Raw genomic sequence first — 23,143 nt, forward strand, 5'->3', positions numbered from 1 at the left:
CGACTACTCCATCTCGCGGTGCCGGACGGGGCGCTGCCCGACTGGGCGCGGGCGGCCTTCGGCGGACCGGCGTGCGACAACGGGCTCCGGTTCGGGCTCCTCTTCCTCCTCGTACTCTTCCGCTTCGGGCTCCTCTTCCTCGTACTCTTCCGCTTCCGGCTCCTCTTCCTCCTCCTCAGCCTCGGGCTCTTCCTCCTCCTCAGCCTCGGGCTCTTCCTCCTCGGCCCGTTCGGGCTCCTCCTCTTCCCACTCCTCCTCTTCGGGCTTCTCTTCCTCCTCGGCCAGCTTGGCGCGCTCCTCCTCCATCGCCGTCTCGTGGTCCCTGACGACCTGGCTGTCGCGGATCTCGCCGCGCCAGCCCTCGCCGACCTCGTCGGGATGCAGCAGGAGGTGCGACATCACGTGCCGCCTGAAGTGCTTGAGCTCCAGCCGCGCCCGCCGGCCCTGGGCGCGCCACAGGTTGCCGGTGCGCTCGAAGAGCCCCTGCGGGTGGTACTCCAGCACCATCAGGACACGGGTCAGGTCGTCGGTGAGCGCGTGGAACGTCACGGCGCCGTCCACGTAGCCCTTCGCGCCCTCGGACCGCCAGATGATGTGCTGGTCCGGGACCTGCTCGATGATGTGGGACTTCCACATCCGGTGGGACCAGAAGACCTGGGCCTTCCAGGAGAGCTCCTCGTCGCTTTCCTGATTGACCGTCTCCACCTTCTTCATGAAGGTCGGGAAGTCCTGGAAGTGCGTCCACTGGTCGTACACCAGGCGGCGCGGGGCGCCGATGTCGATCGACTCGACGATGTTGACGATCTTCAGCTTGCCGCCCTTGCCGCCGCCCTTGCCGGTGACCTTCTGCCAAAGCCCCTTCACGCCTGCCTTCAGCCCACCGGCGAGACCGCCCTTGAGGCCGCCCCTGAGGGCGCCGCCCAGCAGCCCGCTCGGATTCTCCGAGCCGGTGACCGCGCTGATGAGGCTCTTGCCGCCGATCTCCGCGTAGTCGGTCAGCCGCCCGGTGAGGTCCTCGATCTTCCCTTCCGCGGACGAGAGCAGTCGCTCGCTCGCTGCCTGCAGCAGGTTCTGCGCCTCCTGTACGAGCCGGCCGGTCGGCAGGCTTTCAACGATCGCGCCACCGGCCTTCTTGACGGTCTCCGTCGCAGCGCCGGCCGCTCCTTGACCGACGTCCCTGGCTGTGCCGGCCGCTCCTTGACCGACATCCCTGGCTGCGCCGGCCGCTCCTTGACCGGCTCTCCTGGCCGTACCGGCCGCTCCTTGACCGGCGCTCCTGGCCGTGCCCGCGACACCCCTGGCCGCTCCCGTCACTGCCCGGCCGGTTCCCCGGACCGCCTGCCCGGCCCGGCCGGCTCTCGTCTCAGCCACCCGACTCACCTCCGCGACTGTCCGGCCCGCCGAACGGGACGGGTTCGCCGCTGCGCCCTCTGGGGCGGGAGTTCCCGCTCTTCCTCGTAGTCCTCGGACTCGTCCGCGTAATCCAGGTCCTCGTAGTCTGCTTCCTCCTCTGCCTGCCTCGAGGGCCGGCGGGTTTCCTGCGCCGTCCCCTGCGTACGCAGAGCCTCGGCACGTTCGTGCAGCCTGTTGCTCAGAGCGTCGATCTGCCTGCTGGTCGCCGCCACCGCCGCCGCCTTGCCGACCTCCATCAGGTCCCCCCGGAGGCGGTCGGTGATCTGCCCGACCTCGGCGGAGGAGCGCAGGGCCTTGACGCCCTGCGACAGCAGGCCGCCCTCACCCATGCGCGCGCGGCCGACCAGGCCCGCCAGCGCCAATGCCGCGGCCATGCGCAACTTGCGGCGCCGTCCGAGGTAGTAACCCGCGAGCACGGCAAAGGCTATCCGTGACGTGTTCGACATGATCAGCGCTCCTTTCCCTCAAGCTCCTTCGTCTCGGGATGCACAGAATTCGGTGCGCAGGAGCCTGTTGCCGCGGCCGAGACACTCGCCCGTGGGCTGCCCTCAAACAGGACAAAGAACCAGATACTTGGGAAAGTTGCGCAGACTTTGAGCGGCCCAGACCAGAGATTTGCGGTCCCCCGTCACATGGGCACGGGGGCCGTGGCGTTGCCCGGCTCAGACTGCTTCCGCGGCCTCCCCGACTTCCTGAAGGATGAGGAAGCGGTGCTGGCCGGCCAGGAGGTGGCCGACTCCGACGATGCCCACGATCGGCCATTCCACGATCTCCAGCACTCCCAGCGCGAGGAGTACCGCGTAGAACGCGAGGTGCTCGGGCTCCGGAAGGGTGACCGTGCCGAGTACGGGCAGCTCCACCTGCGGCCGGCGCTCGCCGGTAGTGCGCGTGACGACCATGATGCCGCTCCTTCGATCGACGACTGGCCGTCCGGCTGCCCTCCAGCCGGTTCGGTAACTCTCGGTGAGGCAAAGCTTCAGCGAGCCGCACGACCGCCGCCGCTACTCGTGGGGCGATGCGCCGCCCGATCGTGACCGATTGCTACTATCCGTGTTGCCTGGGTGATTACCCCGGACAGATCACAACGACTCCCCCCGAGGACCTCTCAAGGGGGGACGAGATGACAGACATGGAGCAACCACCGCCTTCCTCTTCCGTCATAGAGGCGTGGATCGGTCAGGTTCTCCGGCTCGCCGGCGTGGGACCGCTCACCGACACATCGCTCCCGTTCCCGCGGCAGACGCCGCCGCAGGCGCCGCTGTCCCGCACCCGGTCCGACGAACCTTGAAACCGGGGCGCCACAAAATTCTCCGCCAATTCCGGCGACCGGCCGGACCGCCGGCCCGCGAATAAGCAAAGAGCTCTGTTTCCACCGGCCGAATCGTTCAGCCGCACGTAAACAATTCGCCCGGCCACGCCTGGCAGCGTTCGTCGGCCAGTTTATTGCCGCGACATAACGGACAGCCATCACTCATGCCATGGGGGAAAACACGCAAGCGGCCGTCGCGGCCATGATGTTCGCCCGCGCCGCAGGTCTCTTGCGACGGCATGGTTGCGCCTCCGCACTGGGAGGGCGCGGGGTTGCGGACGTCGATGAGGCGTACCGGCACTGCGCGCAGATCATGCGCGGTCAGGCCCGTAACTTCTCGTACGGTCTGCGGCTGCTGCCCGCCCCCAAGCGGCGCGCGCTGAGCGCCGTCTACGCGCTGGCCAGGCGGCTGTCCCTGACGGCGAGGGAGAAGTCCGTGGTCGCGGCACGCGCTCTCTCCCAGTCCCACCACCCCGGCGACGGAGACGGCGAACACGATATGCCCCCTGCCCGCCGCAACCATCCCCGGCAGCAGCAGAGTCTGTGAGGGCGTCATGGTCATGTCGCGAAGCATCTTCAGGCGCAAGCCGGTGGAGCAGATCGCCACCGAGCACGAAGGAGAGCTGTCCAGGTCGCTCGGGCTGTGGCAGCTCACCGCCATCGGTGTGGGCGGCATCATCGGCGCGGGCATCTTCGCCCTGGCCGGCGCGGTCGCCAACCAGACCGCGGGGCCGGCCGTGCTGGTGTCGTTCCTCATCGCCGGGATCGCCAGCGCCGCCGCCGCGTTCTCGTACGCCGAGTTCGCCGGCCTGATCCCGAAGGCCGGGTCCGCCTACACGTACGGGTACGCGGTCCTGGGAGAGATCGTCGGCTGGTTCATCGGCTGGGACCTGCTGCTGGAGTACACCGCCATCGTCGCGGTCGTGGCCATCGGCATCTCCGGCTACTTCGGCTTCCTCGTGCAACAGCTCGGCTTCACCCTGCCCCCGTGGATGCTCGGCGCGCCCGGCACCGGCGAGGGACACGTGGTGGACCTGTTCGCGGTGCTGCTGTGCCTGCTCATCGCCTTCCTGCTGAACCTCGGGATCCGCGCCGCGGCCAGGTTCGAGACGTTCGTGGTGGCCCTCAAGGTCGCCGTCGTGCTGCTGGTGATCGTGGTCGGCTTCTTCCACGTCAACCCGGCCAACTACACGCCGTTCTTCCCGTACGGGGTCAGCGGGGCGATCACCGGGGCCGCCACCGTGTTCTTCGCGGTGTTCGGCTACGACGCGATGAGCACCGCGGCCGAGGAGTCACGGGACGCGCAGCGGCACATGCCGAAGGCGATCATCTACTCGCTGGCCATCTCCATGGTGCTGTACGTGCTGGCCACGCTCGTGCTCACCGGCATGCAGAACTACCGGCAGATCGACCCGGAGAGCGGCTTCTCCTCGGCGTTCGCCGCCGTCGGGCTGTCCGGGCTGGCGACCCTCATCGCGGCCGGAGCCGTGATCGGCATCCTCACGGTCATGTTCACGTTCATGCTCGGCGTCACCCGCGTCTGGTTCTCGATGAGCCGGGACGGGCTGCTGCCGCTGTGGTTCGCCAAGCTCCACCCGGTACGGCGGGTGCCCACGCGGGTGACGTGGATCGTGGGCGTCGCGTCGGCGGCGATCGCCGGGTTCCTGCCCATCCGCGAGGCGGCCGAGCTGACCAACATCGGGATCCTGCTGGCGTTCGTGGTGGTGTGCCTGGCGGTGATCGTGCTCCGCTACCGGCAGCCCGACCTGCCTCGCACGTTCCGCATGCCGGGGATGCCGGTGGTGCCGGGCATCGGGGCGCTCTTCTCGATCTGGTTGATCACGTTCCTGAATCCGGCGACGTGGCTGCGCTTCGCCGTCTGGTTCGTGCTCGGGCTGATCATCTACTTCGCCTACAGCCGCCGGCACTCGGTGCTGGCGTAGCACCTCGCGGCTTCGCGGTTCACCGCCCCCTCTGTCCCTTCAGCACCATTGAGCTCTCGTTTGCACACATGTGACCGATCAACTACGGTCCTTGACTGCTCTTTACCTCTTGTGTGCATGCGTGGAGTGATCAAGTGAATATCCGCAGATCGGGTACCGGCATCGCCCTCACCGTGACCGTGACGGCCCTGTGCCTCACCGCTCTGTCACCGGCCTACGCCTCCCCCGACACCCCCACCCCCACCCCGTCCCCGAGCGCCACCGCGAAATCCCAGAGTCTTGTCGCGCCGCTGAAGTACCAGCTCAGCCTCAAGGGCCAGCGGCAGGAGACCAACTACTTCTGCGTGCCCGCCTCGTCGGCGATGAGCCTGTCGAGCTTCGGCGTCAACGTCAGCCAGTCGACCCTCGCCAAGAAGATGAAGACCACCCCGTCCGGCGGCACCAAGCGCGTGAACGCCCTGCCGGTGGTCAATGCCTACGTCAAGTCCCGCGGCTACAAGTACACGGTCCCCGCCGACACGGCCGGCAACCCGGTCCTCCTCATGAGCCGGGTGGCGGACAACGTCGGCCAGCTGCGCCGGGCGCCGGTGCTCGGGGTGTGGATGGAGCAGCTGCCCTGGAACAAGGGCAAGATCAAGGGCAGCAAGGTCGGCCACGCCATCCTCGCCTACGGCTACGACAAGGTGGCCGGCACCATCACCGTCTACGACCCGTGGAAGCCCACCGGCGGCACCCACACCATCAAGGCCTCCGTGCTGGCCGGCCTCCTCCAGCCGGGCGGCATGTACTACATCTCCAGGCTCTAGCCGGCGTCCGGCGGGCCGCCGGCAGCCGGCCCGCCATGACGGCAAAATTTGCCGTCCCATTTTGTCCCATAAGTCACAAACATCACTCTTTGCACACACTTGACCGATTCAACACGGTCATTGACTAATCTTTGCTCCATTTGTGTGCCTATGTGGAGTGATTGCGTGAAGAACCATAGACCGAGGACTGCCGGCATCGCCCTCACCATGGCTGCGACGGTGGGGGCGCTCTGCTTCACCCCCCTGTCACCGGCCTACGCCGCGACGCCCGACGGGTTCGTCAGGCCCTTGAAGTACCAGCTCAGCCTGGATGCCCAGCGGCAGCAGACCAACTACTTCTGCGTACCCGCCTCGTCGGCGATGAGCCTGTCGAGCTTCGGCATCACGGTCAGCCAGTCGATCCTGGCCAAGAAGATGAAGACCCACCCGCCGTACGGCACCGAGGGCGTGGACGCCGTGCCGGTGATCAACGCGTACGTCAAGTCCCTCGGCTACAAGTTCACGATGCCCACCGACGCGGACGGCAACCCGGCCGTCCTCATGAAGCGGGTCTCCAAGGACATCGGCGAACTGCACCGGGCGCCGGTGCTCACGGTGTGGATGGACCAGCTGCCCTGGAACAAGGGCAAGATCAAGGGCACCGAGATCGGCCACGCCATCCTCGCCTACGGCTACGACAAGGTCGCCGGCACCATCACCGTCTACGACCCGTGGAAGCCCACCGGCGGCACCCACACCATCAGCGCCTCCGCCCTGGCCCGCGTGCTCCAGCCGGCCGGCAACATGTACTACGTCACCAAGCTCCCGTAGGACACCGGCCCCGCGCTGAACACCGGAGCCGTGCCACGCGTATCTCCACATGGCCATGGGTGTGGAGACTTCATGAGGAGGCACCGTGGTGACCGTGCTGGGGCGGACGGCGGCGGCCGTGGCTCTGACCTCGATCGCGCTGGCCTCCGTTCCCGGCGCCGCCGTCGCCGATCCGTCGCCCGCCCAGACCAGGGCCAAGCTGGTGAAGCTGAACGAGCGGGCCGACCAGGTGGTCGAGCGCTTCAACCAGGCCACCGAGGCGTACAAGAAGGCCAGGAAGAAGTACGACGCCCTCAACGCCGAGCTCGGCCGCAAGGACGCCCAGGCGGACACCTTGCGCCAGGACCTCGTCGGGGCGGCGGTCGGCGACTACCAGCACGGCCCCTTCAGGGGGTGGGAGCGGCTCACCGGCCAGGGCGACCCCGAGGCGATCCTGGGCGGCATGGCCTCGCTCCAGCAGCTGGCCGAGGCCAGGGCGGCGAAGGTACGCGCCTACCTGGCGGCCACCGAGGAGCTGCGCGATCGGCGCAACGAGGCCGAAGCGGTCCTGGCCGAGGCCGAGACCGCGCGCGACAAGGTCGGCGACGAGAAGTCCAAGATCGAGAACCTGATCGCCGAGCAGACCAGGCTCCTGCGCGGGCTGGGCACGTACAAGGCCGGGAACACCGACAGCCGGGGCATCCCGTACACCGGCTCGGCCTCCGGCAACGCCCGCGCGGCGCTCCAGTTCGCCTTCGCCCAGGTGGGCAAGCCCTACCGGTACGGCGGCACCGGCCCCGGCTCCTACGACTGCTCCGGCCTCACCCAGGCCGCCTGGCGCCAGGCAGGAGTCGCACTGCCCCGCACAACCTGGACCCAATGGAGCTGGGGATCCGACCGCCGCGTCCCCCTGAACGCTCTGCAGCCCGGCGACCTGCTCTTCAGCAAGGGGCTGGGACACATGGGCATGTACGCCGGCAACGGCAAGATGGTCCACGCGCCCCAGACCGGAGACGTCATCAAGGTCGTCGACCTCGACGACTACTGGCGCAACCGCCTCGCCGGCGCGATCCGCCCCTGACATGCCGGCTCAACTCGTGAAACCCTGCTATTGATCGCATGGCAAGGGAGGCGACGATGGGCTCCAAGGCTCGCGAGGAGCGTTTGCGCCGCTATTGGGACAGGCAATCCGTTTCCTATGACCGGCAGATGGCCTACTTCGACCGGAGGCTCTTCGGCGACACCCGCTCGTGGATCTGCGGCCAGGCCGCTGGAGACACCCTCGAGGTCGCCGTCGGCACGGGCCTCAATCTGCCGCTCTATCCCGAAGGCGTCCGCCTGACCGGCGTCGAGTGGAGCCCGGCCATGCTGGCGATCGCCCGGCGCCGGGCGTCCGAACTCGGCGTCCAGGCGGACCTGTACGAAGGGGACGCCCAGGCGCTCGCCTTCCCGGACGCCGCCTTCGACACGGTGGTGTGCACCTTCTCCCTCTGCGCCATCCCCGATCACGGGCGGGCGATCGCAGAGATGGCGCGCGTGCTCCGGCCCGGCGGGATCCTCCTGCTCGCCGACCACGTGGCCGCCTCGGCCTGGCCGGTACGCGTGGTGCAGCGGCTGGTCGAACTGGTGACCGTGCCCCTGGGAGGCGAGCACTTCCTGCGCCGCCCCATCCTCCAGCTCCCCGAGCACGGCCTCACCGTCGAACGCCACGACCGCTTCAAGCTCGGCCTCGTCGAACGCCTGGCCGCCCGCAAACCCGCCGCATAGCGCGCCCCCGGTCGCCCCCGGAACCGCGTTCCGGGGGCGAGGCGCTCAGGAGCTGCGTACCGGGAGGCTGGTCAGGCCGTGCATGAGCAGGCCGGGGCGCCAGGCGAGACGGTCCTCGGGGACGGCGAGCCGCAGGCCGGGGAAGCGCTCGAGCAGGTGGCGGAGGGCGACCACGCCCTCGGTCCTGGCCAGCGGGGCGCCGAGGCAGTAGTGGATGCCGTGGCCGAACGCGACGTGCTGGCCGGGAGCGCGGGTGACGTCGAAGCGGTCGGGGTCGGCGAACTGCGTCGCGTCCCGGTTGGCGGACAGGAAGGACACGAGCACGAGCTGGCCCTGCGGGATCTCCGTGCCGCCGATCGTGACGGGCTCCTTGGTGAACCTGAGGGTGGACGTGCTGACCGGCCCGTCGAAGCGGAGGAACTCCTCGACCGCGGCCGGCAGCAGCCCCGGGTCCTCGCGGAGCTTGGCGAGCTGCTCCGGATGGCGCAGCAGGGCGAGCATGCCGTTGCAGATCAGGTGCACGGTCGTCTCGTGGCCGGCGACCGTGAGCAGGAACGCGGTGTCGACGAGCTCCCGCTGGCTCAGCGCGCCCTCCTCGTCCTGCGCCTGCACCATGGCGCTGAGCAGGTCGCCGGCCGGCTCGGCCCGCCTGGCCTCGCAGAGCTCGGCGAGGTAGGTGACGAAGTCGGTGGCGGCCCGCACCACCTCCTCGGGGTCGAGCACGGCGCCCTCGATGGTGGTGTTGGACCACTTGATGAGCCGCGGCCAGTCCTCCTCGGGGATGCCGAGCAGCTCTCCGATCACCATGGCGGGCAGGGGCACGGCGTAGTCGTGGAGGAGGTCGAACTCCTCGCCCACCTTGTCGAGGAGCCCGGCGCTGATCTCCTCGATGCGCGGCCGCAGCGCCTGCACGCGCCCGGCGGTGAACACCTTGCCCACCAGCCGACGCAACCGCGCGTGGTCGGGCGGGTCGTTGAAGAGCATGTTGTGCGGCACGGTGGCTTCGAAGCCGCTGCTGTCGCCGCCCTCCAGCTCGTTCGACTTGATCATGTGCGGGTTGTTCGCGAAGTCCTTGCTGAGGCGCGGGTCGGTGCAGGCCGCCTTGACGTCCTCGTAGCGGCTCACCACCCAGACCCGTACGCCCTGCGGAGTGGCGGTGCGGTAAACGGGCTGTTCTGTGCGGAGTCGTGCATAGACCGGATGCGGGTCACGCAAATAGTCCTCATCGAACAATGTCTCGGCCATCGTCGCCCTTTCGCATACGGAATGGCAGGGTTTCACCTTATCGACCGCCCCTGAAAAGGGAAACACACGTTCGTACCGGCGCCCTGCCATTTCGCCTTGTGGCAGCGTATTCTCCGGCGGCCCGAAAAGAGCCGGAGGTCACCTCACCAGGGCCTGCCAGGAGGGCGGCATATTGCGGCTGACCTCGATTCCCGAGAACACCGACGGCTCCTGCGGCCCGTGTTTCCGCGCCCAGGCGGCCATCTGCGCCAGCCCTTCGGCCAGCGGCACCGAGTCCGCGCCCACCCCCAGGATCTCCCTGGCCTTGTCGTGCGCGGAGAAGGCGTGGACCACCTCGTGCCGCGCCTCCAGGTGCCGCACCCGCAGCGGCGCGTCCATCGCCTCCGCGACCGCCCCGGCCAGCTCGTTCACGGTGTAGGGGGTGTCGCCGCCGATGTTGAAGACCTCGCCGTAGGCGCGCGGGTTGCCGATCGAGCGGGCGATCGGCAGCGCCACGTCGTCGATGTGGCTGAAGGCGCGGGTCTGCTCGCCGTCGCCGAAGACGGTGCACTCCTCGCCGCGCAGGATCTGGTTCATGAAGATCCCGATGACGTTGCGGTAGCGGTCGCCGATGTTCTGCCGCTCGCCGTAGACGTTGTGCGGCCGGAAGATGATGTACGGCAGGCCGAACATCTCGTGGCTGACCTTCAGCTCCTGCTCTACCGCGTACTTGGCGATGCCGTACGGGTCCACCGGGGCGGGCGTCAGGTCCTCGGTCATGGGGGGACTGGCGTGGCCGTAGACGGCGATGGAGGAGGTGAAGACGAAGCAGCGCACGGTGCCCGCGTTGACGGAGGCGTTGATCAGGTTCACGCTGCCGATCACGTTGTTGGTGTAGTTGTAGCGCTTGATGAAGTGGCTGAGCCCTTCGGCGGCGTACGCGGCCAGGTGGAAGACGTAGTCGAACTTCCAGGTCCTGAACAGCTCGTCAACGGTCTCCGGATCGCACACGCTGCCCTCGTGGAAATGGGCGCCGCCCGGCACGTTGGCCGCGTACCCGCCCGACAGGTCGTCGAGCACCACGACGCGGTGGCCGGCGCGGAGCAGGTCGGCCGCGACGTGGGAGCCGATGAAGCCGGCGCCCCCGGTGACGAGTGAGGTGGAGGTCATGACAGTCGTTCCTTTCCGCTGATGGCGCGCGTGCTCACACGCCGATGAGTTGACGGGACCGCGGTCGCAGCCAGTGGAGGATCGCCCCCGCGTGGACGAGCTCGCCGAAGGCGATCAGGACGACCGCGCCGAGCGCCCCCGCCCACGGCACGACGACGAAGGCCAGCGCCCCGATCACGGCCAGCGACAGTGCCGCCCCGACCGCGGTCGCGTGCAGCGCCTGGCGGCTGGCGTTCTCCATCACGTAGTTGGCGCTGCCGACGGCGAAGATGACCGGGACACAGGCGATGTAGAGGATCACGACCCCCACGTCCCCGTGCGGCTGCAGCACGGTCAGCGCCAGCACCAGCACGACCAGCACGTACGGCGTGCCGATCAGCATCAGCAGGCCCAGCCAGCGCGACAGCCGCTGGTAGGCCGCGGTCAGATCCCGCTGGTGCAGCGCCCTGGACACGTCGGGCTGCAGGATGCGCAGCAGGTAGGAGAAGGCGTTGAGCAGGGTCGAGGAGGCGGTGGACGCCATGTAGAGGCCGGTGCTCTGGGCCTGCGCGCCGGCCACGGACAGGGCCAGGAACATCAGGCTGATGGACATCCCGCCGGCCAGGTCGGGCACGGCCATCCGCAGCGACGTCCCGACGGCGGCCTTCTTGAGCGCGCCGCGGCGCAGCCCGCGGAAGTCGGGCCGCAGCCCGGCCAGCAACGCCAGGTTGAACACGGCCACCGTGCCGGCGTACAGCGTCAGGAACGTCGCCGGGGTGATCCCCAGCGCCAGCGCCGCCCCCGTGTAGCCGGCCAGTGCCGCCGAGAGCACGAGGTGGTTGGCCACGTCGCGCGCGGGTTTGCCGATGGCCCTGGTCAGGCCGACGAGCACCTGGTTGAGCCCGACGCCGATCTGGCTCAGCCCGGCGAGCGCGGCCAGCGGCCAGGGCCCGTTGCGCCCGAGCGCCAGCATGCCGCCCAGGACGGCGAGCGCCACCACGAGCAGGACTCCGGCGAGCGCCACGAACACGCCGATCAGCGCGGGCACGGTGTACCGCAGCCTGGGGATCAGCTTGAGCGCGCACTTCTCGATCCCGGTCGTGGCGATCAGGGCCAGGACGGCGGCGCCGCCCATGGCCTGCGCGTATCCCGCGTACGCCGGCGAGCCCCAGGCCGCCAGCAGCGCCACGTTGGCCAGCAGCAGCGTCCCGCGGAACACCGCCCGCCCGCCCATCAGCGCCGCCAGCCGCCGTACGGTGGCCGCCCCGGGGCGTTTCATGCGACGTAGTCGGAAGTGACGAACCGGCCCTTACCGCCCGGCGTGACGAGCACGGACTCCGCCTGCACCACCTCCAGCGGAAACTCCCCTCCGGCCAGCCCGAACAGCTTCTCGCGCACTGTCGCGAACACCCGCTCGGCCGCTTCCTCGCCGCTCGGCACGATGTGGAGGCGCACCAGCCCGCCGGCCTCCTGGTGGACAAAGCACTCGCTGATGCCGGGGTGGGTGGCCGCCAAGTGCAGGAACGCGTCCGGGTAGAGCCGCTCGCCCGAGGGCAGCGTGACGTAGTCGTTGCTGCGTCCCGTGGTCAGGCGCAGGACGCGGAAGCGGCGGCCGCAGGGGCAGCGGCCCGGCTCGATGCGGCCGATGTCGCCCAGGCTGTAGCGCAGCAGCGGCATCGCCTGCTCCAGGAACGCGGTGACCACCACCCGGCCGGGCTCGCCGTCCGGCACCGGCTTGCCGCGCTCGTCCACGACCTCGCAGTAGACGCGGTCCTCGCCCAGGTGGGCGCGGCCGTGACCGCAGTCGTAGGCCACGTTGAGCACCTCGAAGGCCGAGTACTCGTCGAAGACCGGCGCCGCGAACTGCGTGGCGAACATGGCGCGGTGCTCGGGCAGCAGCAGCTCCGACTCGGTCATCACGATCCGCAGCGTCCGCCGCAGCCGCGCCAGCTCGTCCGGGGTGAGCGCCCGCAGCAGGGCCCGCAGGTGCACGGGGTAGCCGATCAGCACCTTGGGGCGGTTGGCCAGCAGCTCCGCCTTGATCTCCGCCATGGGCCGGTGCGAGAGGAGCACGTGCCGCCTGAACAGGCCGAACCGCTCGAACATGCGGGCCGGCGGCGCGAACGGCCGGATGTGGCTGAGCCGGTCGGTGGGCAGGTAGCGGCCGGTGGCCAGGAACCTGCGCACGCACGCGGCCATGTGGTAGTCGTGGCTGTCGTGGTCGTGCAGGATCCTGACCCGCCGGCCGGTGCTGCCGCTGGTCTGGAACGACAGGCACCGCTCCGGGTCCACGCCGTCGGCGAGCATGCGCTCCAGCGGCTGCTCGCGCAGCACCTGCTTGTCCAGCACCGGCAGCTCGGCCAGCTCGGCCAGGCTGCGCAGCGGCCCCCGTGCGTAGCGCGGATCGCCGCGGTAGTACGGCACCCGGGTGCGGGCCAGCTCCAGCACCCGGTTGAGCCCGCGGAGCTGGCGGCGGCGCAAGGCCGCCACGCTCCCGTACTCCCGCGCGATGGTGAGCGGCACGTACGCCGCCTCGCGCACGAGCACCGCTCTACGCGCTCTCGGTCCGGACGAACCGCAGCTTGAGCGAGTCCCACCAGCGCTGCGGGCTGAAGAACACCGCCAGCGCCAGCACCACGTGGACCGCGATGAACGTGTACGCCTCGTACTTGGTGGGCGGGTGCCCGAGGAACACGGTCATGTGCGAGGCCCAGTCCCACACCTCGGGGATCGTGGCCCAGGCCGGGTCGGTGTGGTCGTTGACCGTGAGGAAGGCGAGGTCCTCCAGGCCCGACAGCATCAGCAGCAGCATGCCGTACGAGAGCCTGCGCACCGGCCCCGCCGAGCCGCCGCCCAGCCGGAAGGCCAGCACCATGGCCATGATGAGGAACGGCGTCACCGTGAGCACGTGGTAGTACAGCCCGTAGAACGCCTCGCGGGAGCCGGCCGCCACCCCACCGTAGAAGAAGATCTTCGGCACGAAGTAGAGGAAGTACACCAGGAACGCGACCGGCACCGACCAGAGCACGAGCCTGATCCGCCTGGCCCACTCCACGTCCATCCTGGCCACGGCCTCGGTGGCGAAGACGAACGGCAGCAGCTTCACCAGGAAGATGCCCAGCGACTTCACCTCCCGGTCGTGGGGCAGTCCGAACCAGACGAACGCCGCGGAGGCGACCGCCAGCGCCGCGAATATCAGGAAGCCGAGCGGCTTACGGGGGATCATGGGGAACCTTTCACATCGGGCTCGATCTCGAATCGGAGAGTGCGCAGGGCGCGGTCCAGGGCGTCTTCCAGCAACTCCCGCGTGTCGGCGACCAGGACCAGGTAGCCGAGCTTGTGCCCGGCCTGCGTGTAGGCGCGTACGTGCTCGCCGGGCGACTTGAACACCTGCACGTCCACCACCTCGGGCATCCGCCTGAGCTCGGCGAGCCCTTCGACGGCGGTGAGCACGCCGTCGGCCTCGGCGGCCAGGATGCGCAGCGCGGCGATGCGCCGGTGGGTGACGTCGATGGTCAGCGGCTCGCCCAGGGCCAGCCGGATGGCCGCCTCGACCGTGTTCAGGCCGAAGGCGTGCCGCACCATCAGCGGCATGCCGTTGCCGCCCAGCCTGGCGCCCATCTCGATGAAGCACAGGTCGCCGCCGGGCGTCAGCACGAAGTCGAAGTTGACCGGGCCGTGCCGGTGCCCGACCTCGGCGCAGATGGCGCTGACCGCCTCGCTCAGCCGCGCGTACACGGACGGTTCGAGGTCGGCGGGCACCACGTGGGCCAGGCTGATCATCGCCGGCGGCCCGGTGATGACGCGGTCGGTGACGGCCATGAACGCCAGCCGCCCGTCGGCGAAGAACGACTCCACCGCGCCGTGGCTGCCCTCGATCAGCTCCTCCAGGATCACCTGGCGGGAGAAGGAGTGCTTGCGGGCGTGCTCGATCGCGCCCGGCAGGTCGACTGGGTCGTCCAGCACGGTGATGCCCTTGCTGCCCGACGAGTCGGCCGGCTTGACGATCAGCGGGTAGCCGAGGTCGGCCGCCGCGCCGATCAGCTGCTCGATGTCGTCGTCCTGCACGTAGCGGTACGCGGGCAGCCCGAGCCGGTCGATGACCTGCCGGAAGAAGCCCTTATCCACCGTGCACCGCAGGGCGTCGGGGGCGGTCTGGTGCGGGGTGCGGTAGATCCGGCGCAGCTCGGCCACCGACTCCTGGGCCGCGTCGCTGGCCGGGGAGATGACGGCGGCGACGTCGATCGGGCCCAGGGCGCGGGCGATGCCCTCCGGGTCCCTGCTGGTCATGCAGAGGAACTGGTCGGCCTCCGCGGCGCCGAGCGCGTCGGGGCGCTGGTCCACGCCGATCACCCGGTAGCCGAGCCTGCGCCCCTCCCGGTAGGCGGGGATCTGGTCCTCGCCTCCGCCGAGCACGATGAGGTTTCTCAACTGACGTTCTCCCACACTTCGGCGACGACATAAGGGGTCTCGTGGCCGTACAGGGCCTCGTCCGCCAGGATCGGGATGTTGGCCTCGCGGATCTGGTAGCGCGGCACGCCGATCGCCTGCACGCGCATCACCCGTACGAGATAGCGGGCGACCACGGCCAGCAGCACGAGCGTGACCAGCGCGGCGCCCAGGGCCGCCAGGTCGACCACGATCGGGCCGACGCGCCCGGCCAGCGCCAGCGCCGCGATCACGATGCCCCCGGCCACCGCCGCGGCGGCCAGGCCGATGAGCCAGGTCAGCGGCCGGAACGAGAACCCGACGAACAGCTCGGTGGCGTGCGTGAACAGCTTGCGCAGGTTCCACTTGCCGGTGCCGTCCACCCGCGGCTGGTGTGTGGTGGGCAGCGTGGTGTAGCGGGCGCCGAGCAACGGGGCGGTGGCGATGAAGTACGGCGTGGACAGCTTGCTGTCCACCACCTTGCGCGCCACGCTGGTCCGGACGATCCGGAACACCGACGCGCCCTGGGGCAGCTCGATGCCGAGCCAGCGCTGGGCGATCATCTGGTGCGCCCAGGTCCCGAGCCTGCGGTACCAGGCGTCCTGGCGGTTCTCGCGCACGGCGAAGACCACGTCGTAGCCCTCCATCGCCTTGGCCACGAGCCGGTGCATCTCGTGCGGGGGCGACTGCAGGTCCGCGTCGAACTGGACCGTCCAGGCCTTGGAGGCGTACTTGAACCCGGCGGAGAAGGCCGCCTCCAGGCCGAAGTTCCTGGCGAAGGAGATGTACTTCACCCGGGGGTCGGCGGCGGCGAAGCCCTTGATCGCCTCCAGCGTGCCGTCGGTGCTGCCGTCGTCGATGAACAGCAGCTCGACGTCCTCGTACTTGCTCAGCTCCGCCTGGATCTCCTGGTACGCGCGCTCGACGCAGGCGATCTCGTTGTAGCAAGGGATGATCGCGGTGATGCCGGGAGGCGGCATACGGATGTCCTTCATACCCACATGCGCCCCCGTCTGATGGATAAGCGCTGGTCGGCCGTTTTCTTCAGCGACATGCGACACGGGCCCTTTTCTGGGTTGCGGATTAATCACCGGAAAGCGCGTGATCTTCGTGCACCTTTACGATCTTGATTTTTCCGTTCGCTTCTGGGGCTATCTGGGTTGCCGTCCGTACGGTGGGGTCCAGGCCGGGCGCCTTGTGGCGGAGCGCCTGCGCGATGTCGGCCGTGAGGTCGTGGCGGGCGTCCGCCGTCGGCACGATCACCACCTCGATCGCCCCTGGCCGGTGCTGGATCAGCTGCATCCGGGTCACCTCGGGGAAGGACTGGACCGCGTAGGTGAGGAAGTCGCCGTAGTAGCGCCGGCCGTCGGCGGCGGCGATGCGGTCCTCGCTGCGGCCCAGCACCTCACGCACGACGGGCGTGCGGGCCACTCCGCAGGGGCAGTCGCTGGGCGTGATGTGCACCCGGTCGCCGAGCCGGTAGCGGATCAGCGGCATGGCCTGGCCGCGCAGCCTGGTGAGCAGGATCTCGCCCCGGCCGTCCTCGACCGAGACGGTGCCGTCCTCGTGCTCGACCTCGACGACCAGGTCGGAGGTGCGCAGGTGCAGGCTCCCCCGCGGGCAGGCCCGGGCGATGGTGAACGTCTCGACGCAGGCGTACACCTCCTGGTGGGCCGCGCCGAAGTAGTCCAGGATGTGCGCGCGGGCGGCCGGGGTGAGCCGTTCGCCGCCGAACAGCACGGTCCTGACGCCCTCGTGGGCGATGCCGCGCCGCTTCAGCTCGTCCACCACGCTGGCGATGACGTTGGGGAACCCGACCAGGAACGTGGGCCTGGCCGCCAGGAACGCGGCCACCTGCTCATCCAGCGACCGGTCGGTCGGGATGTGGAAGTTGCGCAGCACGCCGAAGCGCTCGAGCGGGTGGCGCAGGAATTGACTGACCCGGAAATAGGCGATCCGGTCGGCGGGACGCAGCCCGCTGGAGAGCATGTCCTGCAGATACGTGGCGCGCAGGTAGCCCAGGTCGCGTTCGGAGTTGCGGATGGTGATCGGGATGCCGGAGGAGCCGCTGGTCGTGGCGGCACGGGTGTTGGCCTCGGTGAACCCGTCGGCGAGCAGGTCGGCCCCGTTGTGGTGCAGGTCCATACGGTCCAGCACCGGGAAGCCGACCAGGTCCGACGCGCTGCGCAGTCCCTCGACCTGGGCCTCGCCGAACGTGCGCCGGTAGTAGGGGACGTTGGCGTAGGCGTGCCGGACGAGGGCGCGCAGGCGCTCGGCCTGCAGGCGCCGCTGCTGCTCGTGGCCGAGGCGTTCCCTGCGGCGGATGCCGGCCAGGTGGTAGGCGACCGGCACGAGGCTGAACGTGGACTTCCTCACGGGGCCACCGCCTCCTCGCGGCCGGCCGGCCGGTCCGATCCGGCCATCTCAGCAGAAGGTGTTCTGGTCGTGGACGAGCAGCCACCGCCCGTCGGCCCGGGTGAAGTACAGGGTCAGGTAGTAGAGCTTCTGGTACGGCTTGCCCTCCGGGTCCAGGTCGTCGTACACGACCGACAGCAGGGCGAAGGCGGACTCGCCCCCTGCCTCCACCCGCACGGTCTCGGCCCGCAGCGACCAGTCGGGATCGGCGAACCAACCGGCGTGGAACTCGGCGATCGCCTCCCTGCCGCGCAGGAGCGTCCCGTTCGGCAGGATCAGCGAGGCGTCCTGGTGGACGGTGGCCAGGTATCCCTCCAGGTCGCGTGCCTCGATTGCGGTGAGATGCGCGTCGAGCGCCTGTGAGAACTCCACGGTCCTTTGCCTCTCGAGATGTCGGACGGTCGCCACGTGGGAGCGGTCGTGTCTGGGCAGGTCGGTGCAGCCGCCCCCGGCGGTCGTGCTCATGTGCTTCGTCCTAGGAGGCCGTCCGGATCAAATTGCCGGCGGTCCAGAGCTGCGAACGCTCCTGAAACCAGGCGATGGTGTGCCGCAGCCCGTCCTCGATGGGCGTCTTGGGCGCCCAGCCCAGCCGGGCCTTCGCGAGCGTGATGTCAGGACGGCGGATCTCCGGATCGTCCTGCGGCCGCGGCACGAACGCGATCTCCGATGCCGAGCCGGTGAGCTCCTTGATCCACTCGGCCAGGGCGAGCATGGAGATCTCATGCGGGTTGCCCAGGTTGACCGGTCCGTCCAGGTCCGAGTTGAAGACCCGGAAGACGCCCTCGACCAGGTCGTCCACGTAGCAGATCGACCGGGTCTGGCTGCCGTCGCCCGACACCGTGATCGGCTCGCCGAGCAGCGCCTGCCTGATGAACGTCGGGATCGCGCGGCCGTCGAACGGCCGCATCCGGGGGCCGAACGTGTTGAAGATCCGCAGGATCGCCGTGTCGACGCCGCAGGCCCGCCGGAAGGCCATGGTCATGGCCTCGGCGAAGCGCTTGGCCTCGTCGTAGACGCCGCGCGGGCCCACCGGGTTCACGTTGCCCCAGTAGGTCTCCGGCTGCGGGTGGACCAGCGGGTCGCCGTACGTCTCAGACGTGGAGGCGAGGACGAACCGGGCGCCCTTCTCCTTGGCCAGCTCGAGGGCGTTGAAGGTGCCGCTGGAGCCGACCCGGAGCGTGTCGATGGGCAGGCGGAGGTAGTCGGTGGGCGAGGCGGGCGAGGCGAAGTGCAGCACGGCGTCCACGGCGTCCGGGAGGACCAGGTGCTGGGACACGTCGGCGCGGATCAGCCGGAAGTGGTCGTCGGCCATGAGGTGCTCGACGTTGGCGACCGCTCCGGTGAGGAAGTTGTCGACGCAGAAAATGCGGTAGCCCTCGGCCAGAAATCGCTCACAAAGATGAGAACCGAGAAAACCGGCGCCGCCGGTAATGGCCACGACCGGCCGTCTCATAAGGGATTCTCACTATCTTTCCCGCATTTTATGGCAGCCAAAAAAGGCATGTTGCGCCCCCGCGTCACATTTTTTGAGCGGCCCTTGTGAGGCCCCTCAGAAAGATCGGCTTCGATCCACGGGAAGATTATGACGGCCGCGTCGCCACCGTCAATCCCGAGTGTAGCCATATTCGGACAATATTTCCGGACACGCCGCCATCAAGCACACCCCAGAAATTGAACCAATCGGTACAAGCATTATGAGCTGGCGCTTTGCGGAACGGCGAGCATGCGCCGCCCACTCACCGCTGTGACGCGATCGCCAGTTCTTTCCAGCCGCAGGGCCGGGATCTTGTATCCGCGAAACAGAAGCGCAGCGTGTTCGATCTGTTACATGGTGTGATGCGAGCTGCTCAGGCAGCTCTCCGAGCAGCACGAACACGAGGAGAAAACAGCAATGAGGTCGACGACACACGGCATGCGGATCGCAACCGTCACCGGCGCCATCGCGCTCACCATCGTGGCTTGCGCCGCCCCGGCCACGGCCGCGCCCGAGCCCGCCGCCCGGGCGGCGGCCGGGGACATCTGCCTGTGGAGCGGGCGGGACTACACCGGCGCGTCGTGGTGCTGGAACCCGGGGAACGGCTACGTGGACGTGCCACCGGCGCTGCACGACAACGTAGGGTCCTTCATCGCCCACGCCAACGGCTGCTTCATCAACTGGATCCACGTCCCCGACAACAAGGAGACACGCGTGGTCCGTGACGGCGACTACCGCAGGGTGTACAAGAACGACTTCGGCGGCAAGATCGACGCCGTGGCGCCCACCTGCTAGGACGTCGAGTCAGCCGACGGGCTCTGGGCGGTCGCAGCGCGGACAGAGCCCGTCCCCCCTCCCGGCGCCTCGTCGAGGGCGAGCTCGCCGGGCTGTGCGCGGCCAAGGCCGCGGCGCGGGCGGGCGGCGGCGTAATCGCCGCAGGACGCGCCGGTCAGGCCGAGAATGACTCCCTGGCTGAGGCCGACCAGGAGCCCTCTGAGCGCCGTGGCCAGGCGTCGCGCCTGGCGCAGAGTAAGGGGCGCCGCGTCGTGGGACTTGGTAGACGAATGTCGAGGAGTACATGAGTACAGGTCTGCGGCGCGTTAGACGCCTGTGACACGACTTGGCACGCAAAGTTGTGACATATGGCTTTTGTGCCGTCTTAGGCGAAATGTAACTCCTGTGTTCTCGACGGCCGCCCAAACTGGAGAAGGACCCAGGCGCGAGCCCGGGGCCGATTCGCGCCGCAGCGGGTTCGCCCGCCGCGGCTCACCGAAATCGGGGGGATCACAGTGAAACGAGTGCTTCTCGCGGCGGCGCTGGCGCTGACCGCCAGCACCGCCGGCACCGCCCATGCTTCCGTCCTTACGCCCACGCCGGAGACGTCACCGTCACCGGAGGCGACCATGCCGGAAACCTCGCCGGCACCCGAGGACACCGCGCCCGAGGTCTCACCGTCACCGGACGAGACGACGCCGGGCGCCACCGCCAGCCCGTTCGGACCCGGCTGCGCCGCGATGGAGAGCAACCTGGCCGGCATCGCGGACAAGCCCGCCGGCACCGCCCTCTCCGAGGTCTCCGAGCTCTCCACGCTGTCGGACGCGGTGAAGAAGGCCGGGCTGGAGGAGAAGCTGAACTCCGCCAAGGACATCACGATCTTCGCACCGGAGAACAAGGCGTTCGACGCGATCCCGAAGGAGACCCGGGACAAGCTCATGGCCGACAAGGACCAACTGGCCAAGGCCATCAACTACCACGTGGTCGAGGGCAAGAAGGCGCCGGCCGACCTGGCGGGCGCCACGCTCAAGACCATGCAAGGCGCCGAGCTGACCGTGAAGGGTTCCGGTGAGGACCTCACGATCAACGGCGCCAAGATCGTCTGCGGTGACGTGCACACGAGCAACGCCGTCGTCTACGTCGTCGACAAGGTCCTGATGCCCCAGTGAGGGCCACGGGGTCCTGACCCGGGCGGGGAGCACGATCGCCAGGCGACCGTGCTCTCCTCCCGACCCCCGCCAAGACCGCTCCCCCGCAGTGCCCGTTTCGTACCGTCCGGGCCGCGGTAGAGAGGGGAATGAACGATCTGGCCCGGCTGACCGCCACCGAACTCCTCGCCGGCTACCGCGACGGCGGCGTGTCACCGGTGGAGGCCACCCGCGCCGCCCTCGACGCCATCGAGGCCATCGAGGCCGCCGACCACCGGGTGAACGCGTTCGTGCTGGTCGACCCCGAGGGCGCTCTGGCGGCGGCGAAGGAGTCGGAGACCCGCTGGCGGGCCGGTCGCCCTCTCGGTTCCGGCGACGGCGTGCCTGCTTCCGTCAAGGACATCCTCTACACCCGCGGCTGGCCGACCCTGCGTGGCACCGTCCTCATCGACGGGAACGGGCCCTGGCCCGACGACGCACCCGCCGTCGCCCGGCTCCGGGAGACCGGGGCCGTGCTGCTCGGCAAGACCACGACGCCGGAGTTGGGGTGGAAGGGTGTCACCGACTCCCCTCGCCACGGCGCCACCGGCCGGACCCACGACCTTCTGCTCACACCGACCCTGCCGATCACCGCGTTCGCCAAGGGCCGGGACACGCCGGAGGACCGGCCTTCGGCGGACTGGACCGGCTGGACGCCGTACACCTACCCCTTCAACATGAGCCAGCAGCCCGCCGCCAGCGTGCCCTGCGGCTTCACCTCCGCCGGCCTCCCCGTCGGCCTGCAGATCGTCGGTCCCCGGCACGCCGACGCGCTCGTGCTGCGTGCGGCCCGCGCGTACGAGCGCGCCACGGACTGGACGTCGGCGGCGCCGCGGCGCCGGCCGACCCGGTGAACGCCAGGACCGTCAGGGTGCGCGACGGGGTCCCGGCCACCACGACGTCCGGTTCGCCGCGGCGGAAGTGCATCCGGTCATGAACGCCTCCGGTGCGGAGATGTGAGCAACGGAAGCTGTGGCGCCGACCGGAGCGCCACAGGTCCTCGCGGCGTCGCGTTCGGCAGGCGTGAAGCTCATCACATACACTCTGTCCAGCGGTTTCGCGGCGGGTCGGATCGCACCGGCCACCCGTCTGCCTCAGCGGAGCAGCAGGCGGCCGGCTACGAGATCGGCGCGACCGCGGCCCTCGTCGAACCCTGCGGCGCAGGGCAACGAAACCAAAGAAGAAAAGATCATGCGAATTCTCGCGACCGTCATAGTCGGTGCCGCGTTCGGCCTCGCCGCCTGCGGTTCGTCCGCCGGCAGTGAGCCCTCGGGAGACCTCAATATCGGAATGTCCGTATCGACGCTGGACAACCCCTACTTCGTCCAGTTCCGCGACGGTGCGGAGGCGGCTGCGCAGAACTTCGGGGTCAAGCTGACCGTCACTGACGCGAACAACGACGCCACCAAGCAGGCGAACCAGGTCCAGAGCTTCACCGGCCAGAAGATGAAGGCGATCATCATCAACCCGGTCCGCTCCGAGACGCTCGGACCGCCGGTCAAGGCCGCTGCCCAGCTCAACATCCCCGTGATCGCGGCCGACCGCTCAATCAACGGCGCCGAGGTGGCTCAGACCCTGACCTCCGACAACGTGACCGGAGGCAAGCTGGGCGCCCAGGAGCTGGCCAAGCAGCTCGGCGGGAAGGGCGAGGTGGTCGTACTCGAGGGAACGGCCGGCACCTCCGCCGCCCGCGACCGCAGCCGGGGCTTCTACGAAGGCATCGCCGCGTACCCGGACATCAAGGTCGTCGCCGAGCAGCGGGCCGACTTCCACAGGGCCAAGGGCATGCAGGCCATGACGCAGCTGATCCAGCGTCATCCCGACATCACAGGGGTGTTCGCGGAGAACGACGAGATGGCGCTGGGCGCGGTCCAGGCCCTGGGGCCGAAGGCGCGGCAGGTCAAGGTGGTGGGCTTCGACGGCACGCCGGAAGGCATCAAGGCGGTGCAGGCGGGCACGCTGGCCGCCACGGTCGCCCAGCAGCCGCGGCTGCTCGGCTGGCAGGCGGTGGACGGCGCCATCAAGGCGGCGAGGGGGCAGATCATCGCGAAATCTGTGGCAATTCCGGTCAAAGTCGCGACCAAGGAGAACGCCCGGGAGTTCTGGACTTTCTAAAAATTTCCGGCGCGCACGGCGGGCCGGCCCGATCCGGTTGCCGTCGGCGGGCGCCGGAAAACGTTGTCTATACTCCAGGCTCATGGCCAGCAGAGGCGAGCACCGCCCGAACACGATCCGGGACGTCGCGGCACGGGCGGGCGTGTCCGTCTCCACGGTGTCCAGGGTGATGGCGGGGGACTACCCGGTGGCGCAGGCCACCAGACAGCGGGTGCAGCGGGCGATCAAGGAGCTCAACTACGTCGCCAACACCCACGCCCGCGCGCTGGTGGCGGGCAGCACCCAGACGGTGGCGTTCATCGTCAACGACGTGCGCGGGCCCGCCTTCGCCGCCGCCGTGCACGGGGCCG

At 69.3% G+C, this 23,143-nt stretch carries 24 protein-coding genes; 11 read left to right on the forward strand and 13 right to left on the reverse strand.

Features of this window, described 5'->3' with window-relative positions; translation table 11 throughout:
- Positions 1–3 precede the first annotated feature (3 nt).
- The 3 genes from ABN273_RS41620 to ABN273_RS41630 all read right to left on the reverse strand — a co-directional run bounded on the left by ABN273_RS41620 (position 4) and on the right by ABN273_RS41630 (position 2,312).
- The gene (locus ABN273_RS41620) at positions 4–1,371 is read right to left on the reverse strand and encodes an SRPBCC family protein (protein WP_349454928.1); all 1,368 of its coding nucleotides are present in this window, start codon (positions 1,369–1,371) and stop codon (positions 4–6) included.
- Positions 1,372–1,376: 5 nt separating this feature from the next.
- The gene (locus tag ABN273_RS41625) at positions 1,377–1,859 is read right to left on the reverse strand and encodes a hypothetical protein (RefSeq protein WP_349454929.1); all 483 of its coding nucleotides are present in this window, start codon (positions 1,857–1,859) and stop codon (positions 1,377–1,379) included.
- A gap of 216 nt (positions 1,860–2,075) precedes the next feature.
- On the reverse strand, positions 2,076–2,312 hold the full coding sequence (locus ABN273_RS41630; protein WP_349454930.1) for a hypothetical protein: 237 nt from the start codon (positions 2,310–2,312) through the stop codon (positions 2,076–2,078).
- A gap of 579 nt (positions 2,313–2,891) precedes the next feature.
- On the opposite strand from ABN273_RS41630, the gene ABN273_RS41635 reads away from it, so the two are divergent.
- The 6 genes from ABN273_RS41635 (at position 2,892) to ABN273_RS41660 (ending at position 8,027) form a co-directional block, all read left to right on the forward strand.
- Positions 2,892–3,269, forward strand: coding sequence for a squalene/phytoene synthase family protein (locus ABN273_RS41635; protein ID WP_349454931.1), 378 nt, complete (start codon positions 2,892–2,894; stop codon positions 3,267–3,269).
- Positions 3,270–3,282: 13 nt separating this feature from the next.
- The gene (locus ABN273_RS41640; RefSeq protein WP_349454932.1) at positions 3,283–4,665 is read left to right on the forward strand and encodes an amino acid permease; all 1,383 of its coding nucleotides are present in this window, start codon (positions 3,283–3,285) and stop codon (positions 4,663–4,665) included.
- 134 nt (positions 4,666–4,799) lie between these two features.
- The gene (locus ABN273_RS41645) at positions 4,800–5,471 is read left to right on the forward strand and encodes a C39 family peptidase (RefSeq protein ID WP_349454934.1); all 672 of its coding nucleotides are present in this window, start codon (positions 4,800–4,802) and stop codon (positions 5,469–5,471) included.
- A 207-nt stretch (positions 5,472–5,678) separates the two neighbouring features.
- A complete protein-coding gene (locus ABN273_RS41650; protein WP_349454935.1) occupies positions 5,679–6,281 on the forward strand; it encodes a C39 family peptidase in 603 nt (200 codons plus the stop codon).
- Between the two features lie 85 nt (positions 6,282–6,366).
- The gene (locus ABN273_RS41655) at positions 6,367–7,341 is read left to right on the forward strand and encodes a C40 family peptidase (RefSeq protein ID WP_349454936.1); all 975 of its coding nucleotides are present in this window, start codon (positions 6,367–6,369) and stop codon (positions 7,339–7,341) included.
- 56 nt (positions 7,342–7,397) lie between these two features.
- Positions 7,398–8,027 (forward strand): class I SAM-dependent methyltransferase, encoded by a 630-nt coding sequence (locus ABN273_RS41660; RefSeq protein ID WP_349454937.1) that lies wholly within the window; start codon positions 7,398–7,400, stop codon positions 8,025–8,027.
- Between the two features lie 45 nt (positions 8,028–8,072).
- Here ABN273_RS41660 and ABN273_RS41665 read toward each other — a convergent pair whose 3' ends face one another.
- From ABN273_RS41665 to ABN273_RS41710, 10 genes are all read right to left on the reverse strand, one after another.
- Positions 8,073–9,272, reverse strand: a complete 1,200-nt coding sequence (locus ABN273_RS41665; RefSeq protein ID WP_349454938.1) for a cytochrome P450 family protein — start codon at positions 9,270–9,272, stop codon at positions 8,073–8,075.
- A 138-nt stretch (positions 9,273–9,410) separates the two neighbouring features.
- The gene (locus ABN273_RS41670; RefSeq protein ID WP_349454939.1) at positions 9,411–10,421 is read right to left on the reverse strand and encodes an NAD-dependent epimerase/dehydratase family protein; all 1,011 of its coding nucleotides are present in this window, start codon (positions 10,419–10,421) and stop codon (positions 9,411–9,413) included.
- Positions 10,422–10,455: 34 nt separating this feature from the next.
- Positions 10,456–11,679 carry a hypothetical protein gene (locus tag ABN273_RS41675; protein WP_349454940.1) on the reverse strand — a complete coding sequence of 408 codons (1,224 nt, stop codon included), beginning with the start codon at positions 11,677–11,679 and terminating at the stop codon, positions 10,456–10,458.
- Positions 11,676–12,941: a phenylacetate--CoA ligase family protein gene (locus tag ABN273_RS41680; RefSeq protein WP_349454941.1), complete on the reverse strand. Its 1,266-nt coding sequence runs from the start codon at positions 12,939–12,941 to the stop codon at positions 11,676–11,678. The genes ABN273_RS41675 and ABN273_RS41680 overlap by 4 nt, the downstream gene beginning before the upstream one ends.
- A 10-nt stretch (positions 12,942–12,951) precedes the next feature.
- Positions 12,952–13,626: a hypothetical protein gene (locus ABN273_RS41685; RefSeq protein WP_349454942.1), complete on the reverse strand. Its 675-nt coding sequence runs from the start codon at positions 13,624–13,626 to the stop codon at positions 12,952–12,954.
- Entirely contained in the window at positions 13,623–14,831 is a 1,209-nt protein-coding gene (locus ABN273_RS41690; protein WP_349454943.1) for an ATP-grasp domain-containing protein, read from the reverse strand. The genes ABN273_RS41685 and ABN273_RS41690 overlap by 4 nt, the downstream gene beginning before the upstream one ends.
- Positions 14,828–15,823, reverse strand: a complete 996-nt coding sequence (locus ABN273_RS41695) for a glycosyltransferase family 2 protein (protein ID WP_349454945.1) — start codon at positions 15,821–15,823, stop codon at positions 14,828–14,830. The genes ABN273_RS41690 and ABN273_RS41695 overlap by 4 nt, the downstream gene beginning before the upstream one ends.
- An 88-nt stretch (positions 15,824–15,911) precedes the next feature.
- Positions 15,912–17,204 carry a phenylacetate--CoA ligase family protein gene (locus tag ABN273_RS41700; protein ID WP_349454946.1) on the reverse strand — a complete coding sequence of 431 codons (1,293 nt, stop codon included), beginning with the start codon at positions 17,202–17,204 and terminating at the stop codon, positions 15,912–15,914.
- 48 nt (positions 17,205–17,252) lie between these two features.
- Entirely contained in the window at positions 17,253–17,708 is a 456-nt protein-coding gene (locus ABN273_RS41705; protein ID WP_349454947.1) for a YybH family protein, read from the reverse strand.
- Positions 17,709–17,718: 10 nt separating this feature from the next.
- Positions 17,719–18,696, reverse strand: a complete 978-nt coding sequence (locus tag ABN273_RS41710) for a UDP-glucuronic acid decarboxylase family protein (RefSeq protein ID WP_349454948.1) — start codon at positions 18,694–18,696, stop codon at positions 17,719–17,721.
- 438 nt (positions 18,697–19,134) lie between these two features.
- Between ABN273_RS41710 and ABN273_RS41715 the strand changes: the two genes are divergently transcribed.
- From ABN273_RS41715 to ABN273_RS41735, 5 genes are all read left to right on the forward strand, one after another.
- Entirely contained in the window at positions 19,135–19,512 is a 378-nt protein-coding gene (locus tag ABN273_RS41715; protein ID WP_349454949.1) for a peptidase inhibitor family I36 protein, read from the forward strand.
- 494 nt (positions 19,513–20,006) lie between these two features.
- On the forward strand, positions 20,007–20,660 hold the full coding sequence (locus ABN273_RS41720; RefSeq protein WP_349454951.1) for a fasciclin domain-containing protein: 654 nt from the start codon (positions 20,007–20,009) through the stop codon (positions 20,658–20,660).
- Between the two features lie 128 nt (positions 20,661–20,788).
- Positions 20,789–21,532, forward strand: a complete 744-nt coding sequence (locus ABN273_RS41725) for an amidase family protein (protein WP_349454953.1) — start codon at positions 20,789–20,791, stop codon at positions 21,530–21,532.
- A 337-nt stretch (positions 21,533–21,869) separates the two neighbouring features.
- Entirely contained in the window at positions 21,870–22,793 is a 924-nt protein-coding gene (locus tag ABN273_RS41730) for a substrate-binding domain-containing protein (RefSeq protein ID WP_349454955.1), read from the forward strand.
- A gap of 82 nt (positions 22,794–22,875) precedes the next feature.
- A partial coding sequence (locus tag ABN273_RS41735; protein ID WP_349454956.1) for a LacI family DNA-binding transcriptional regulator occupies positions 22,876–23,143 on the forward strand: 268 nt, incomplete at its 3' end.

It is taken from the genome of Nonomuraea sp. B19D2 (assembly GCF_040137845.1).
Taxonomy (GTDB): Bacteria; Actinomycetota; Actinomycetes; order Streptosporangiales; family Streptosporangiaceae; genus Nonomuraea.